General features: G+C 61.5%; 18 protein-coding genes and 1 tRNA gene. 13 read left to right on the forward strand and 6 right to left on the reverse strand.

Annotation, left to right across the window (positions count from 1 at the left end):
- Nucleotides 1–271: 271 nt before the first annotated feature.
- Nucleotides 272–622: a hypothetical protein gene (locus ACXAH0_RS19115; protein ID WP_475194213.1), complete on the forward strand. Its 351-nt coding sequence runs from the start codon at nucleotides 272–274 to the stop codon at nucleotides 620–622.
- A gap of 26 nt (nucleotides 623–648) precedes the next feature.
- Nucleotides 649–882 (forward strand): LysM peptidoglycan-binding domain-containing protein, encoded by a 234-nt coding sequence (locus tag ACXAH0_RS19120; protein ID WP_475194215.1) that lies wholly within the window; start codon nucleotides 649–651, stop codon nucleotides 880–882.
- 336 nt (nucleotides 883–1,218) lie between these two features.
- Here the strand turns inward: ACXAH0_RS19120 and ACXAH0_RS19125 are convergent.
- From ACXAH0_RS19125 to ACXAH0_RS19140, 4 genes are all read right to left on the reverse strand, one after another.
- Nucleotides 1,219–1,295, reverse strand: a tRNA-Arg gene (locus tag ACXAH0_RS19125).
- Nucleotides 1,296–1,632: 337 nt separating this feature from the next.
- Entirely contained in the window at nucleotides 1,633–3,159 is a 1,527-nt protein-coding gene (locus tag ACXAH0_RS19130) for a sensor histidine kinase (RefSeq protein ID WP_475185403.1), read from the reverse strand.
- 50 nt (nucleotides 3,160–3,209) lie between these two features.
- Complete coding sequence (locus ACXAH0_RS19135; RefSeq protein ID WP_475185398.1) at nucleotides 3,210–4,640, reverse strand: dihydrolipoyl dehydrogenase family protein; 1,431 nt, start codon at nucleotides 4,638–4,640, stop codon at nucleotides 3,210–3,212.
- 50 nt (nucleotides 4,641–4,690) lie between these two features.
- Entirely contained in the window at nucleotides 4,691–5,512 is an 822-nt protein-coding gene (locus ACXAH0_RS19140; protein ID WP_475194216.1) for a TVP38/TMEM64 family protein, read from the reverse strand.
- 362 nt (nucleotides 5,513–5,874) lie between these two features.
- Between ACXAH0_RS19140 and rpmH the strand changes: the two genes are divergently transcribed.
- The 11 genes from rpmH (at nucleotide 5,875) to truA (ending at nucleotide 14,331) form a co-directional block, all read left to right on the forward strand.
- Complete coding sequence (rpmH, locus tag ACXAH0_RS19145; RefSeq protein WP_006934271.1) at nucleotides 5,875–6,009, forward strand: 50S ribosomal protein L34; 135 nt, start codon at nucleotides 5,875–5,877, stop codon at nucleotides 6,007–6,009.
- 59 nt (nucleotides 6,010–6,068) lie between these two features.
- Nucleotides 6,069–6,482 carry a ribonuclease P protein component gene (gene rnpA / locus ACXAH0_RS19150; protein ID WP_475185390.1) on the forward strand — a complete coding sequence of 138 codons (414 nt, stop codon included), beginning with the start codon at nucleotides 6,069–6,071 and terminating at the stop codon, nucleotides 6,480–6,482.
- A gap of 9 nt (nucleotides 6,483–6,491) precedes the next feature.
- On the forward strand, nucleotides 6,492–8,333 hold the full coding sequence (gene yidC / locus ACXAH0_RS19155; RefSeq protein WP_475185414.1) for a membrane protein insertase YidC: 1,842 nt from the start codon (nucleotides 6,492–6,494) through the stop codon (nucleotides 8,331–8,333).
- 74 nt (nucleotides 8,334–8,407) lie between these two features.
- Nucleotides 8,408–8,539: a hypothetical protein gene (locus ACXAH0_RS19160; protein ID WP_475185387.1), complete on the forward strand. Its 132-nt coding sequence runs from the start codon at nucleotides 8,408–8,410 to the stop codon at nucleotides 8,537–8,539.
- 234 nt (nucleotides 8,540–8,773) lie between these two features.
- Nucleotides 8,774–9,454: a CatB-related O-acetyltransferase gene (locus ACXAH0_RS19165; RefSeq protein ID WP_475185384.1), complete on the forward strand. Its 681-nt coding sequence runs from the start codon at nucleotides 8,774–8,776 to the stop codon at nucleotides 9,452–9,454.
- Between the two features lie 8 nt (nucleotides 9,455–9,462).
- Complete coding sequence (gene yihA / locus ACXAH0_RS19170; RefSeq protein WP_475194219.1) at nucleotides 9,463–10,110, forward strand: ribosome biogenesis GTP-binding protein YihA/YsxC; 648 nt, start codon at nucleotides 9,463–9,465, stop codon at nucleotides 10,108–10,110.
- 107 nt (nucleotides 10,111–10,217) lie between these two features.
- Entirely contained in the window at nucleotides 10,218–11,105 is an 888-nt protein-coding gene (gene argB / locus ACXAH0_RS19175) for an acetylglutamate kinase (protein ID WP_475185375.1), read from the forward strand.
- The gene (locus ACXAH0_RS19180; protein WP_475185371.1) at nucleotides 11,102–11,848 is read left to right on the forward strand and encodes a pyrimidine 5'-nucleotidase; all 747 of its coding nucleotides are present in this window, start codon (nucleotides 11,102–11,104) and stop codon (nucleotides 11,846–11,848) included. The genes argB and ACXAH0_RS19180 overlap by 4 nt, the downstream gene beginning before the upstream one ends.
- A gap of 130 nt (nucleotides 11,849–11,978) precedes the next feature.
- Nucleotides 11,979–12,917, forward strand: coding sequence for a methionyl-tRNA formyltransferase (fmt, locus tag ACXAH0_RS19185; protein ID WP_475194221.1), 939 nt, complete (start codon nucleotides 11,979–11,981; stop codon nucleotides 12,915–12,917).
- A 37-nt stretch (nucleotides 12,918–12,954) separates the two neighbouring features.
- Nucleotides 12,955–13,494 carry a GNAT family N-acetyltransferase gene (locus tag ACXAH0_RS19190; protein WP_475194223.1) on the forward strand — a complete coding sequence of 180 codons (540 nt, stop codon included), beginning with the start codon at nucleotides 12,955–12,957 and terminating at the stop codon, nucleotides 13,492–13,494.
- Between the two features lie 15 nt (nucleotides 13,495–13,509).
- Nucleotides 13,510–14,331, forward strand: a complete 822-nt coding sequence (gene truA / locus ACXAH0_RS19195; protein WP_475194225.1) for a tRNA pseudouridine(38-40) synthase TruA — start codon at nucleotides 13,510–13,512, stop codon at nucleotides 14,329–14,331.
- Nucleotides 14,332–14,350: 19 nt separating this feature from the next.
- Here the strand turns inward: truA and ACXAH0_RS19200 are convergent, their stop codons facing one another.
- Nucleotides 14,351–14,806 (reverse strand): hypothetical protein, encoded by a 456-nt coding sequence (locus ACXAH0_RS19200; RefSeq protein ID WP_475194227.1) that lies wholly within the window; start codon nucleotides 14,804–14,806, stop codon nucleotides 14,351–14,353.
- 190 nt (nucleotides 14,807–14,996) lie between these two features.
- Nucleotides 14,997–15,809, reverse strand: coding sequence for a DUF2189 domain-containing protein (locus tag ACXAH0_RS19205; protein ID WP_475194394.1), 813 nt, complete (start codon nucleotides 15,807–15,809; stop codon nucleotides 14,997–14,999).
- Nucleotides 15,810–15,973: the final 164 nt, after the last annotated feature.

Raw genomic sequence — 15,973 nt, forward strand, 5'->3', positions numbered from 1 at the left:
TATCCGGACTGCTTCTGCGCGAAACTCCGCGCCGTGACGTGATGCCATGAACATTCTCCTTTGTGGCAAAATACCAAGTCAAAGGAGCGGTACAAATCCGGGACAGGTCCACCTTGAGGTGCTGGAAGAGTGGGAAAGCCATCTCGCACAGTTAGACCTTGAAAGTCTGAGGTGCGATGATGACGAATTCGCACCATGATTTCAACGAGATAGCCAAAGACAAGAAGCGGAAGGGTAAAACCCCGCCGCCGTTCTCGAGGAGGCTATTGTTGTGACGATTGAAGCAACAGATCTCGTAACCACCGTCTTGTTGGCCGGAGGGCTCATGGGAATGCTGGGTCAAGGCCTGCGTGCCGCAATCGGCTTGAAAAAACTCAAGGATGCCGCTGGAAACAACGGCACTCTGTTTTCCACCAGTTTCAGCGCAAGCCGTTTCTACACCAGCTTGTTCATTGGCTTTCTTGCCGGCGCGCTGACTGCCTTTCTCATATCAGAACCGTCGATGAAACTTGCCTTGACCAAGGAAGTGCTCGTCGGGCTGATGGCGGCAGGATATGCCGGCACCGATACACTTGAAGGTCTGGCTAACAAGTTCATTCCCGGCTCGGTGCAAGCCACCTAGGCGCTTCATTTTAACAGGAGGTAATAATGACTGGAATTCATATTATTAGGCCCGGCGACACCATGTTAGGGATCGCCGCTCAGTTCAACGTTTCATTGCCGGAACTACTTGCGCTCAATGCGCATATCGCCGATCCAAATCTGATCTTTGCCGGTCAACAGCTGAATGTGCCCGATATTGGTGTCCACGGGTCCTCGGTACCGCCAGCGCATACACTCAAAAAGTCGCCGATGGGCCTCTTGTTCGCCCACAAAGACTGATGTGGGCGTCGTGGGACTATTCAGTCTCGCTCGCATTGGGCCCTTGTTGGCTATGGCCGCTTTTGGCGCAAATCAAGTAGGCTGCCTTTTCTTTGGCAACGTCTGATTTCGGGAAGCAACGAAGCTGGCCTCTCCATCCACAATAGCGGCGCATTGCGGCCGTCGCCGAGGTAATGAACCAAACTAAAATTTTCTGGGATCACCGGTCCAGGGCGCTGCCTTGCCTCGTCCCAAATGTCAGTGTGAAATGGGAGCCAAGTGATCTTGCGCGATGCGCCAAGTGATCTTGCGCGCTACACAAGGTTTTAGAGGGTTTTAAAAGCAATCAGTGTGAGATGGCGCACCGGGGAGGATTCGAACCCCCGACCCCCAGATTCGTAGTCTGGTGCTCTATCCAGCTGAGCTACCGGTGCTTGATCTGCTCAAGAGCGTGTCGTCGAAGCCTTAAGGCAATATTGCGACCGTCTTGGCGCTGCGGGGCGTGTGCCCCGGACAGGGCGCTTACCTACTGCGGTCCGGCAGGGAATGCAAGGGGCTTTTCGAAGTTTTTTTCAAGGAACTGTCACATTAGCGCGCTACCCGCAGAAACCTGCCAGTTCCCCGCTCGCCCCGCCTGGCTGTGCATAACAGGACTGCGCGCCCTGCCCCTGAGAGCCGCCGTGGTCAGATGGCTTTAAACCGCTTTGTCTTTTGCAGTGACATCTTTGAGGTCAGGCCGCTTGAGGCAGCCCCTATGACACACGGCCTGCCTCAAGCGGACCGGTCCGGCACCTCGATCCGGAAGCAGGTGCCCGGATGGGTTTCGTCGAGATGGATGGAGCCGCCATGGGCTTTCAAGAGCTCTGCCACGATGGCAAGGCCAAGGCCGACGCCGCCGGTTTTCGAGCCGGAATGGAAGGCCTTGAACAGGGCGGACTTGATGTTGCCCGGAATGCCGGGCCCGGTATCGGACACCGTCACGTGCACACAGGCGCCCTCGCGCTCTGCCGCCAGGGTGATCCTCCGGATCAGACTGCTGTCCCGCTCCGCTTCCAGCGCTTGAAGCGCGTTGCGCACCAGATTGAGCAGCACCCGGAAGATCTGTTCCGGGTCCGCGTCGATCTCCACCTCCTCCGGCACCTTGTTTTCGAAGGTTACCGTGCCGTGATCGGCCAGAGCCAGCACATCGGCCACATCATCGCCAAGACGGCGCAGCGCCAGAAGACGGCGCTGGGGCGGACGCTCCTGGGCCTTGCCATAGGCCATCACCGCCTGGGTGTAGCCGACGGCCCGGTCGAGCGTTGCCAGGATTTTCGGCGCAAGACGGCTGACCGTCGGGTCCGGCACATGTTCCAGACGCTCCAGAAACAGCTGCGCGGAGGCCAGCAGATTGCGCAGATCGTGATTGATCTTGGAGACCGCAAGACCAAGATCCGCCAGCCGCTGCTTCTGGTGAAGCGCCCGGGACAGCGCTTCCTCCATGGCCGCAAGACGGATTTCCGCATCGCCCAGCTCGTCCTTGCGGCCGGAGACCGTGATGATCCGGGAAGTGTCCTCCGGGTTGTCGGCAAAGCGTTCCATGGACCGGGTGAGTCGGCGCAGGGGCCGGATGAACAGCGCCCGCAGCGAAATATAGACCAAGCTGGCTGTGATACCGGAAATCACCAGCGACAGCGCCAGAATGCGGCCGGAAAAGGCCAGCATGTCCTGCTGCAGCAGCTTGACCGGCAACACCACATCCACCCGCTCCGTGTGGCCCATCTGGCCAAGACCGACCACCCGCATAACGCCATTGCCCTGGTAGGTCAGGATCTGGAACGCGCCCAGGATAGAGGAGACCGCCGTGTCATGGGCCATGTCGATCACGAAATCGACATTCTGCGGCACATCCTGCATGGCAATCAGGCTGCGGCGCGAGCCCTGGTCCAGCGAGATTGCAATCGCGCCGGTGGTGGTCAGCAACTCTTCCTGAAGGCGGGGGGCAATCGTATTGGTTTCGGCCAGAACGGACGCGGCCACGCCCGCCGTTGTCAACCGGTCCATCAGCCAAGTGTCCCGGTAGTTGGCGATGGAGGGCACATAGATGAAGACTTCCGACAACATGACAAAGAGCACGGTCAGGATCAGCAGCTTGCCGGACAGCCCGCCAAGCCGGTGCCCCTGTGCACGGATCTGATCTACCCCGGCCGGCCCTCCCGGGGACGGGTGCGGCGGGGCCTGATCCGGTGCTCCATCACTGGCCCCGTGCAGAGCCCGGGAAGAGACTGCGGCGCCGTCCGGCGCGCCCTCATGCTTCATGATCATTCGTCCCGACGGTGCCGCCCTCAGCCGGCACCGGTTCAAATACTTTATCCAAACCGGCGTAACATACCGATTACGCAGCGCAACCAAACACGTTTCGGTGCATCCGCATAGTACGAAATTGCCGCACGCCGCACCAGTTCCCCGAGGGTCGGATAAGGCGCGATGAAGCTGGCAAGGTCTTTCATCGACATCTTCTTAGACAGGGCAAGGGACAAAAGATTGACGATCTCCCCGGCCTGCTCCCCGGCGATGTCAGCCCCCAGAAGGCGGCCGCGCGGCCCTGCAATGAGTTTCAGCCGGCCTTTGAGGGCGCCTTCCGCCTGGGCCCGGTCATTGCCCGCGTAATCGGCGGTCAAGACTTTGACCTTGCTGCCATGGGTCTTGCGGGCCTGCGCTTCGGTGAGGCCCACATGGCCAAGTTCGGGAGAGGTGTAGGTCACCCAGGGCACGATGCCGGGTTCCATCCGGACCGGCAGGCGGAACAAAAGCGCACGGATCAGGAGCCCTGCCTGATAGCCCGCCACATGGGTGAATTGCAGCCCGCCGGCCACATCGCCAATCGCATAGACCTTGCGGTTGCTGGTGCGCAGGCTCTTGTCCACCTGGATGCCTTTGCGGTCATAGGCGATGCCCGCCGCGTCCAGGCCCAGCCCGTCCACATTCGGCGCCCGCCCGGCCGCCACCAGAAGATGGGAGGCTTCGATCTGCCGTGCCACACCATCCTTCTCGCAGACGCTCAAGACAAGCCCATCTCCAGTCTGTGCGACCGCCTCCACGCGGGTCTCTTCCAGAATCTCCACGCCCTCGCCCCGCGCGGCTTGCAGGACCAGGGCGCTGAGCTCCGGATCGTCCTTGCCCAGAGCTCTTGCCGCCTCCACCACGGTGACGCGAGCGCCGAGCCTGCGGTGCGCCTGGGCCATTTCCAGCCCGATGGGACCGCCGCCGACAATGGCCAGATGCTCCGGACAGCTCCGCAGGGTGAACAGGGTTTCGTTGGTCAGATACGGCACCTGATCCAGCCCGGGAAGGGGCGGCACGAAGGCGGAAGAGCCTGTGGCCACCACATAGCGGCGCGCCCGGATCTCCACCTCCCCGGCCTGCGCCCTGTCCGGCCCGGTGAAGCTGGCCGCCGCCTTGAGCACCGTGACACCGAGGCTTTCGAAGCGCTCTTGAGAATCGTGAGGCGCAATCTCGTCTATCACACTGCGCACATGGTCATTCACAGCTGCGAAATCGATCTCCTGCCCCATGGGAAGGATGCCAAATGCCTTGTTTTTCTGCGCGCTGGCAGCGGCCTTTCCGGCGGCCAGCAAGGCCTTGGACGGCACGCAGCCATAGTTGAGGCAATCGCCGCCCATCAGCCCTTTTTCGATCAGTACGACCTCAACCCCGAAAGCGGCCGCCGCCGCGGCGACGGACAAACCGGCCGATCCGGCACCGATGACACAAATGTCTGGGGTCAGCAATTTGGCCATGAAGGGCTCCGTTTCTGCTGGAGGCGGGACAGGATTACGCAGTGACCAGGCTAGGAATTGCGGGACCGGCGTTTTTTCAGGACCACGGGGATGAGGCTTGCAACTCCGAGGGCAAAGAAAGCCGCCAGCAGCTGGGGCGTGACCAGAGCACTGATCTCAATGGCACAGGTTCCCGCCGCCGCACAGCCCGGATTGGCGGCCTCCTGGGCCATGATGACACTGTCCAGACCGGAGCCGATAAAGGCAAAGGCGAAGGTGCCCGGAATGATCCCCAGCACGGTGGCAAAGGCGTAGGTGGCCAGGGGCATCTGAAAGACGGCCGGGGCGATATTGACCAGCCAGAACGGAAAGACCGGGGTGAGGCGCAGGAAGAGGAGATAGCTGAAGCCTTCTGTGCGTAACCCCTCCGCCAGCCGGGCGAGAAAGGGGCCCGCCCGCCGGGTCAGAACATCGCCAAAGGAAGAGCGTGCCACCAGAAACACGATGGAGGCCCCGAGCGACGCGCCGATCACCGTGGCAATCCCACCCAGAACCCAGCCGAACAGGAAGCCCCCGGCAATGGTCAGGAGCGAAGCACCGGGAACAGACAGCGCGACGCTCACCAGATAGATCAGGATATAGGCCAGGAGCGCCAGGACCGTATGGTGTGCCACAAAGGCAGTCAGCCCCTGGCGCTGCATGATCAGATTCGACAGGCTGAGCTGATCCTGAAGTCCGGTGGAAAACACAATCGCCATCAACCCGGCCAAAGCTGCCATCGGCAACCATTTTCGGGCTCTGGCGGCGACGGATGATCCGCCGGAACCGCGTCTGTGCGCGGCCGCCTCGTCCGATCTTCCGGCCGCCGGGCCCGTTTCCTTCGGCGCTGCCATGGTGTCTGCCTTGTCCCCCAGCATATCCATCCACTTTGCGTATCGGTGTCAGGCGGTGGAAAGGACCGCCACAATTGCTTCATAAGGCAGATGTACCTTAAAGCCGGTAAAAAGAACGGCGCTTCACCGAGAAGTGACGGCATCTGGCGGCCCGGTCACCTGTGTGTGATCCGGGTTTTCGTGTCAGATTCTTGTCTGGTGACGTTGACTTGAAGCGGCGCGGCGCTTATAAGCGCGCTCGATCGGGACATGCATTCGGGACCCAAGGCTGAAATTGCCGCGCTCTTCCGGCGCTTTCGGGTGCTTTCTCCAAAGAATTTAAATGAACAAGGGCCGCGCTCAAATCCGCGCGGGGAAGAACAATGAAGCGTACGTATCAACCGAGCCGTCTTGTCCGCAAGCGCCGCCACGGCTTCCGCGCACGTATGGCCACCAAAAATGGCCGTCAGGTGCTTGCTCGCCGTCGTGCAAAAGGCCGCAAGAGCCTCAGCGCCTGATCGGCGACCTGCGCGCAGTGCGCCGGGTTGGCGGCGTCTGCCAGGACCAATCCGCCGCCATGGACACTCTAAAAAAGCGCTCCGAATTCCTGGCGGTCGCCAAAGGCGGCCGGCTGGGTCGGCGCGCTTTTGTCGTTCAGGGCCTTCCGCGGGACACGGATAATGCGCCGCGCGTGGGCTACACGGTGACCAAGAAGACCGGCAATTCTGTTGCCCGCAGCCGCATCAAACGGCGCCTGAGGGCAGCCGTTGCCGCGTTAGAGGCCGGGGATATTCCGCAAAAAGCCGATTTTGTGCTTGTCGCGCGCGATAGCGCGCTCACTCTTCCCTTTCAAAAACTCGTTGCAGACCTTAAGTCTGGCCTGAGCCAAGTGCTGGACCCGGACACGCCGCGCGGACGGTCCAAATCGCGCAAGGGGCGTCACAAGGGCGCTCAAGGGTCTCAGTCGACATCGCGCAGGAAACAGGGGTAACTCCAGTTGATTTCTGAAAACCGAAACACGATTCTTGCAATTGTCTTGTCCCTGATCGTTCTGCTTGGCTGGCAATATTTTGTTGCCAATCCGGAACTTGAGCGCCAGCAGGCAGCCCTTCAGGCCCAGCAGCAGGAAGACGCAGCCCGCCAGGCCGCAACGGCAGACGGCAGCAGCGGCCACGCCAACGCGCCCCAGCCTGCCGCCAACGCTTCGGGCGGCACAGCAGCCCTTCCGGCCCAGGGCGCAGGCGGCTCCGCCACCTTTGCCAACCGGGAGCAGGCCCTGTCCGCAAGCAAGCGCATTGTCATCGATACGCCCCATCTGGAAGGCTCCGTCAATCTGACCGGCGGGCTTCTGGATGATCTGCGGCTGAAGGAATATCACGAGACCGTCGACAAGAGCAGCCCAACCATCGTGCTGTTTTCGCCGAAGGGCAGCCCCAATCCCTATTACGCCGATTACGGCTGGGTGGCCGATCCCGGTGCCAATGTTGCCCTGCCCGGCCCAAATACGGTCTGGTCCGTTGCAGGCGATGCAACGCTCACGCCCAGCTCGCCACTGGTCCTGACCTGGAATAACGGCGACGGACTGACCTTCAAGCGCACCTATTCGGTGGATGACAACTATCTCTTCACCGTTGACCAGTCCGTCGAAAACAGCTCCGGCGCGCCGGTCACGCTTTACCCTTACGGCCTGATTGCGCGCAAGGGCGTGCCGCAGACCAGTGGCATCTGGATCCTGCATGAAGGCCTTCTCGGGGTCTTCGGCGAAGACGGGCTGCAGCAGGTCAAATATGCGGACCTGGAAGAAGACGGCGCCATACGCCCGCCCAAGGTCGACAATGGCTGGCTTGGGATTACCGACAAATACTGGGCCGCCACCCTGCTGCCGCTTCCTGGTGCGGAGTTCCAGCCGAGCTTCAGCTTTTCCAAGACAACAGGCAACTTCCAGGCCGACTACCTGGGCAGTGCGGTGTCTGTTCCGGCGGGCGGAAATGCACAGACCAGCTCCTATCTCTTTGCCGGCGCCAAGGAAACCAAGCTTCTGGACGCTTATGAGGAAGCCCTTGGCCTGAACCGGTTCGAGCTCTTGATCGACTGGGGCTGGTTCTACTTCCTGACCAAGCCGATGTTCTTTGCCATCGACTATTTCTTCCACCTGTTTGGCAATTTCGGTGTCGCCATTCTGGTTGTGACCGTCATCGTCAAGCTGATCTTCTTCCCGCTGGCCAACAAGTCCTATGTCTCCATGAGCAAGATGAAGCTCGTGCAGCCACAGATGACGGAAATCCGCGAGAAATACGGCGACGACCGGCAGAAGCAGCAACAGGCGCTGATGGAGCTTTACAAGAAGGAGAAGATCAATCCGCTGGCCGGCTGTCTGCCGATCCTGATCCAGATCCCGGTCTTCTTTTCGCTCTACAAGGTGCTGTTCGTCACCATCGAAATGCGCCATGCGCCGTTCTTCGGCTGGATTCAGGACCTGTCCGCCCCGGACCCGACAACCCTCTTCAACCTGTTCGGCCTGATCCCCTGGGACCCGCCGCAGCTGCTGATGCTGGGCGTCTGGCCCCTGATCATGGGCATTACCATGTTCGTCCAGATGAAAATGAACCCGGCCCCGCCCGATCCGACCCAGCAGATGATCTTCACCTGGATGCCCGTGGTCTTCACCTTCATGCTGGCTTCTTTCCCGGCCGGTCTGGTGATCTACTGGGCCTGGAACAACACCCTGTCGGTGACCCAGCAATATGTGATCATGCGCCGCCAGGGAGCCAAAGTGGAGCTCTGGGACAATCTGGGTTCCATGTTCAAACGCAAGAAACAGGCGCCGGACGACAAGAGCTGACGTCCAGCCGGACAATCCGGAAAGAGCCTCAAGCCCCGCGCTTCCGCGGGGCTTTCTTTTTGGGCAGACTGCTGATGACGCCCGCCTCCTTCAATCTTCGGGAACCGGACGAAAAACTCAAAGAGCGGATCGGGCGGCGTGTGGACGGAAAGGGCCATCCTCAGGGCCTGCGCGATGTTTGGCTGGAAAGCCGCCGGTCCAAGTAGGGTTTTGCCGTTTGCCTGTCGAAGTCCGGCTTGTATCTCACTGCCCGATGTGGTTGAAGAGGCTCCAGTCTGCCTGAAAGGCAGATGCCTGATCTCTTCCAATCTCAGGAGTGTGCAGACCAATGATCCGATGAAGCAAGACCTGTTCTGAAAGGCGAGGATGCCGGCCGGCAGGTCGAAGACGCACAGCGTCTCTCCATTTCCTTTCCATGTCATTTGCTTCCCGGAGGTCCCATGCACGGCCCATCCCCTGACACACGCCATCCCTTCAACGGTGAACCGCACACGGTTTTTCTGAAGAACGTCATCACCCGCCCCAATATCGAGGTGGGCGACTACACCTATTATCACGACTTCGACAATGCCCCGGACTTTGAGAACCGCAATGTGCGCTATCATTTCGAGGCGATCGGCGACCGGCTGAAAATCGGCAGGTTCTGCGCGCTAGCCCATGGCACCAGCTTCATCATGAACGGGGCCAACCACGCCATGACCGGGTTTTCCACCTACCCGTTTCATATTTTCGATGCCGCCTGGATGGCCGCCTTCGACCCGGCCAGCATTTTCGATCACCTGCGCGGCGACACGCTTGTTGAAAATGATGTCTGGTTCGGCACCCACTCAACTGTGCTGCCGGGGGTGACCATCTGCAACGGGGCCATCATCGGCGCCCACACAGTGGTCACCTCGGATGTGCCCCCTTATGCGGTGGTTGTTGGCAATCCGGGCCGTGTCGTCCGGCTGCGCTTCGATGAGGCCAGCATCGACCGGCTTCTGGCGGTGGCCTGGTGGGACTGGCCCGCCGCAAAGATCACCCGGCACTTGAAGGCCATCTGGGGTGCGGATATCGATCTTCTCGAAGAGGCCGCCCTCGCAGACGAACCGGCTCTCGACGCAGCGGACGAGGCAGGGTAGAAGGCGCCATGAGCGACGATACCCTCCATACCCCAGACGACCTGGAAGCGGGCCGGCTGATGTTTGCCCGGCCCTGGGACTTTTTGACCAGCGTCACCGACATGCGCGACCTTCCGGAAGCAGCCGGAACGGAAATCGCCTTTGCCGGGCGCTCCAATGTGGGCAAGTCCAGCCTGATCAACGCCCTGACCGGCCGCAAGGGCCTGGCGCGGACCTCGTCCACGCCGGGCCGCACGCAGATGCTGAATTTCTTCATCGCCCCGGACACGCCGCTGACCATTGTCGACATGCCCGGCTATGGCTATGCCCAGGCACCGAAAGAGCTGGTGGAGGCCTGGACCGAACTGGTCTTCTCCTATTTGCGCGGCCGGCCGAACCTGCGCCGGGTGATCCTTCTGATCGACAGCCGGCACGGCATCAAGAAGAACGATCTGGAAGCCATGGAGCTTCTGGACAAGGCGGCCGTGGTCTATCAGGTGGTGCTGACCAAGGCCGACAAGATCAAACCGCCCCAGTTGGCGCGGCTGATGGACGAGACCAGAACGCTGCTGACCAAACGGGTGGCCGCCCACCCGGTTGTCCTTGCAACGTCGTCGGAAAAAAACAAGGGCGTTGACGGCCTGAAGGCCGAATTGTGCCTGCTTGCCAACCAGTAGTGTCTGACAGACTTGAGAAAAGCCGCGAATTGTGAAGCCTGCACAAACCAGCTATAGCAAGTGTCCTTCAACCGATTGTCCGCATCCAGATTGAGTATCTCACGTCCATGACCACGCCCGACATGTCCAGCCGCGCCCACATCATCGCGCATGCACTGCCCTACATGCAGCGCTATGACGACAAGACCGTTGTGGTGAAATATGGCGGTCATGCCATGGGCGATCCGGAGCTGGGCCAGGCCTTTGCCCGCGACATCACGCTGTTGCGCCAGTCCGGCGTCAAGCCGGTGGTCGTGCATGGCGGCGGGCCGCAGATTGGCAAGATGCTGCAGCGGCTGAACATTGTCAGCGAATTCAAGGGCGGCCTGCGCGTGACCGACAAGGCCACCGTGGAAGTGGTGGAAATGGTGCTGGCCGGGGCGATCAACAAGGAAATCGTCCAGATGATCAACGCGGAAGGCGGCCGCGCGGTGGGCCTGTGCGGCAAGGATGGCAACCTGGTCACCGCGCGCAAGCTGCAGCGCACCGTGGTTGATCCGGACAGCAACATTGAAAGCGTGGTGGATCTCGGCTTTGTCGGTGAACCGTCCAGCGTCGATCCGACCGTCCTGAAGCTGGTGCTGAAGGAAGCCATCATTCCGGTGGTTGCCCCGGTCGCCCATGGGGAGGACGGCGCCACCTACAACATCAATGCGGACACGGCCGCCGGGGCCATTGCCGGATCGCTTCACGCCAAGCGGCTGCTGTTTCTGACCGACGTGCCCGGCGTGCTCGACAAGGACGGCAATCTGATCAAGCAGCTGACCGTGGCCAAGGCGCGCGAGCTGATTGCCGACGGCACCATTTCCGGCGGCATGATCCCAAAGGTTGAAACCTGCATCGAGGCGCTGGAGCTGGGTGTGGAAGGCGTTGTCATCCTGAACGGCAAGGTGCCCCATGCGGTGCTTCTGGAGCTGTTCACCGATGGCGGCGCAGGGACCTTGATCCGCCCGTGACCGGCAAGCGCACCCTGCCGGCGGAAGGCCAGCACGCCCACCGCCAGGACCTTAGGGTCTTCAAGGGGGTGGAAGCCTGGGTTTTTGATCTGGACAACACGCTCTATCCGCATGACGCGGATCTGTTTGCCCAGATCAACGAGCAGATCGCCCGCTATGTGGAAAGGCTGCTCGACCTCAGCCGGGCCGATGCCATGGCCCATCAAAAGGCGCTTTACCACGAATACGGGACCACCTTGCGCGGCCTGATGGTGACGCACAAGATCGATCCGGACGACTATCTCGCCTTTGTCCACGACATTGACTATTCGGGCCTTGCGCCCGCCCCGGATCTGGGCACAGCCATCAAGGCCCTGCCCGGCCGGAAGTTCATCTTCACCAATGGCGACCGCCCCCATGCGGAACGCACCGCCGCCGCCCTTGGCATTGCAGAGCATTTTGAAGATATTTTTGACATCGTCTCGGCTGATCTTGTGCCCAAGCCCAACCGGGAAACCTATGACAAGTTCCTTGACCTGACCGGCATTGCCCCGGCCCGCGCGGCCATGTTCGAGGATCTGGCCAAGAACCTGCACGTGCCCCACCAGCTCGGCATGCGCACGGCGCTGATCGTGCCCAGGGGCAGCCGGGAAGTGTTTCAGGGGGACCTGGATCTGGAGGCCGATCCCTATCCCCATGTCGACTTTGTCACCGAAGACCTGACCGGCTTCCTGAAAGCCGTTCTGGGGGCTATGGCGTCCTGATCCGGAGCGGCACAGGTCTGCTTCAGTTCTGCGGAAACTTGAAGCCGCTTGAAAAGACGGCCCCTCCCCTTGCCCGGACCGGCTGAAGGCGCAATAAGGGGCAAATTTTCAAAAACCCGTCAGGAGCCTCATGTCCCTTCGTGTCGTCTTTATGGGCACCCCGGAATTTTCGGTGCCGACCCTCATGGAAATCGTCGGTCAGGGCCACGAGGTTGTTGCCTGCTACTCACAGCCCCCGCGCCCGGCCGGGCGGGGCATGGACCTGAAAAAATCGCCTGTCCATGAGGCCGCCGAGTCCTTTGCCATCCCGGTCTTCACGCCCAAAAGCCTGAAAGGGCCGGACGAGCAGGCCGAATTTGCCTCGCTGAACGCCGATGTTGCCGTTGTGGTCGCCTATGGCCTGCTGCTGCCAAAGGCTGTTCTGGACGCACCGCACCATGGCTGTTTGAACCTGCATGCCTCCATGCTGCCGCGCTGGCGTGGTGCGGCCCCGATCAACCGGGCCATCATGGCGGGCGACACGGAAACCGCCGTTCAGGTGATGCGCATGGAAGAAGGTCTGGACACAGGCCCGGTCTGCCTGTCGGAAACCGTGGCCATTGGCCAAAATATGACTGCCGGGGAATTGCATGACCGGCTGTCCGGCCTCGGCGGAGACCTGATGGTGCGGGCGCTTGCGGCCCTGTCACGGGGCGCCCTTGGCGAGCAGGCCCAGCCTGAAGACGGTGTCACCTATGCGGCCAAGCTCTCCAAGCAGGAAACCCGGATCGACTGGTCCAGGCCGGCGGCGGAGATTCACAACCACATTCGCGGCCTGTCCCCCTTTCCCGGTGCCTGGTGCGACATGCCGCTTGGCAGCAAGCCGGAGCGGGTGAAAATCCTGCGCAGCGCGCTGGTGGACGGCAGCGGGGTGCCCGCCACGGTGCTGTCCGCGGATGATGTGCCCGTGATTGCCTGCGGCTCCGGAGCTGTCCGTCTGGAAGAAGTGCAGCGCGCGGGCAAGAAGCCCATGAACGGCGCAGATTTCCTGCGCGGTGCAGCTCTTTCTGCCGGCACACAACTCAACTAAACTAGGCCCTTGGCATCACAGGCTTCAGGAGACACCCATGACCGGCGCGGCCCCATCCTCCGATCTGACAATCCGCAGCGTGACTGCAGAGGACACGGCTGCCATCCGGGACCTGCTGACGGCCGCATTTCCCTCCGGCATGGAAGCCCGGCTGGTTGAACAACTGCGCAACTGCGGCGCCCTTGTGCTGGAACAGGTGGCTGTGGATGCCAGCGGCGCCGTTCAGGGCCACATTGCCTATAGCCGGGTCACTCCGGCGGCCATCGGCCCGGGACAGGCCCTGCAGGTGTGTTGTCTCGCCCCTGTCTCCGTATGGCCCGGCCAGCAGCGCAAGGGCATCGGCTCGCAGCTGATCCGCGCGTCCCTTGAGACGCTGAAAACGCTCGAGGAGGATCTGGTGCTTGTACTCGGGCCACCCTCCTACTATCCGCGCTTCGGGTTTGATGCGCAGCTCGCCCGCAAGGTTCAGGGGCCCTATGCAGGCGATGCGTTCATGGCGCTTGCTCTCACCCCGGCCGGGTCTGCCGATCTGCCGATTGAAGTGGCTTTTGCCACGCCGTTTCAAGAATTCGAATAATCAGAGCCCCGCAGAATGCCACGCTACAAGTTGACGGTGGAATATGACGGCCGCCCGTTCTGCGGCTGGCAGCGCCAGGCCAATGGGCCATCTGTTCAGGCCGTGATCGAACGAGCCATCCGGTCCTTTTCCGGCGAAGAGGTCACCATTGGCGGCGCGGGCCGGACCGACACGGGGGTGCATGCCACCGGACAGGTCTGCCACGCGGATCTCGGCAAAGCCTGGCCGGTCAAAACCATCATGGGGGCCCTGAACTTTCACTGCCAGCCGGACCCGGTGGTAATTCTGGACTGCGCAGAAATGCATGAGGGTTTCGACGCCCGTTTTTCCGCGATCCGCCGGTCCTACCGCTACCGCATCCACAACCGGATCCCGCCGCTGACCCATCAGCTCGGTCTGGCCTGGCATGTGAAGCCGGAGCTGGATGCTAAGGCAATGCACGACGCCGCGCAGGAATTTGTCGGCCACCACGACTTCACCACGTTCCGCCACTCCCGCTGCCAGGCCAAGAGCCCGGAAAAGACCCTTGAACACTTCCGCGTCTTCCGGGAAGGCGAATTTGTCATCGCCGAATGCTCCTCACGCTCCTTCCTGCACAATCAGGTGCGCTCCATGGTCGGCAGCTTGCGGCTGGTGGGGGAAGGCAAGTGGGGCGGCGGCGACATCTCAAAGGCACTTTTGGCACGGGACCGCAAGGCCTGCGGCCCGGTGGCCCCTGCCGACGGGCTTTATCTGACCCGCGTCGACTACCGCCCGGCGGAACTGGATATAGAGCTCTTGAAAGACTGGCAGGCCCGCAAGGCAGCCCTGGATGCTGCCCCTGACGGGGACGCCTGATACATAGCAGAATGATGGCTCAGCTGCCGCCCAGGATCTCACTGAAATTGGCCAGGATCGCACAAAGCAGCACCACACCGGCGATCAGCATCACCATCCAGACGAACATCTGAAACCCGATGGCAAGGCCGCCAAAGCCGATGGCGCCAAACGCAAGCCGCCGGTTTTCTTTCAGGATAAAGCCAATCCCTCCAAGAACAATCGCCAGCCCGCCCAACAGATAGGCGGCAGTTGCCACAGCCCGGTCAAGGCTCCAGGGCCGGGCCTGGGGCTCCGGCTGCGGATCGCCCTTCAGGCCCCGCAGGGCGGACTTGCTGATATCGGCCGCAATTTCCCCAATGGACTGGCCTATGGTCGGCTGAGGCTCGAGCGGCCCGGCACTGTGCAGGAACAGCGCCAGCAACAGCGCGCAGGCGCCGGCTGCCAGCCCGCTCAGGCCAGACCAGGACCGTCTGGCCACTTCAGCTGTGCTCATGTTCCGAACTCCTTGCCCTGTGCGTTCAAATCACAGTGGCAAAGTGCCATGGAGAGCCTAAGGCTCTCTTTACGGGACCTTATACCAGCCTGACCAAACAAGACCTGCAGCCTCATCGAGCAAGCCGCGTTTGATCTGCTTTACCTGCCACGGCCTGACATTAAAGATGTCAGCGCAACAGACAAAGCGATCAGACGACACCGGACCGCGAAGCGCTCTGGGAGGCGGCGGGCTGTTCGTCCGGCGGGATCACAACGCATTTCTTGTAAAGATGCCAGGTGGTGTGACCCAGCACGGGCAAGGTCACAATCAGGCCCAGAAACGCCGGCGCCATCGAAACGATCAACAGCGCGGTGACCGCCAGCGCCCAGCCGATCATCGGCACGGGGGACACGACGACGGCACGCACACTGGTGATCATGGCGGTGATGAAATCCCGGTCCTCCTCCAAAAGCAGCGGGAAGGAAATCACCGTCAGCGAAAACAGGATCAGGGACAGGATCGCCCCGACCACATGGCCGACCGCCAGAAACATCAGCCCTTCCGGCGTGGAAATGACCTGAGCCAGGAACGCATCAAAGCTGGCAAAGGACTTGAAGCCCAGAAAAAGCGCCAGCAGCAGCCGCACCTGATACATCCACATGATCTGGATAAAGAGCACCACAAAAGCCATCCAGGACAGTTCCCGGCCCTTCTGGGCCCAGATCGTGCCAAGGACCGCTGTCCAGGTGAGCGGTTCCCCGGAGGCGAGCCTGCGGCTGACCTCATAAAGGCCAACCGCCGCAAATGGCCCGATCAGCACGAAACCGGCGGCGGCCGGATAGGACAGGTAGCTCATGTTGAGGGCCGCCGCGCTGAGGACCACAAACAGCCCGCCTGCGGCAAACAGGGCACCGATGACGAGGCCGTAAACGGGCGCCCGCCGGAAATCCATCAGACCGGCGGCCAGCGCATCGATGACATCATTGGCGGTGATCTTGTTGACCTGCGGCATGGGGCGCATCGCCGCGGCGCTTTGAGCCACTGGCGCGTGTGGTGCGGCAGTTTGAGATGTTGGGGCCTGGCGGTCTGCGCCCGCAGGCGCGCCAGCCCCGGCGGGGGCAGTCTTGATATCGGTCATGGTTCAGCTTCCTCCCAAAAGCCGGATGATGAACGCGTCTGCCCTCC

It is taken from the genome of Roseibium sp. AWQ4_290 (assembly GCF_056160985.1).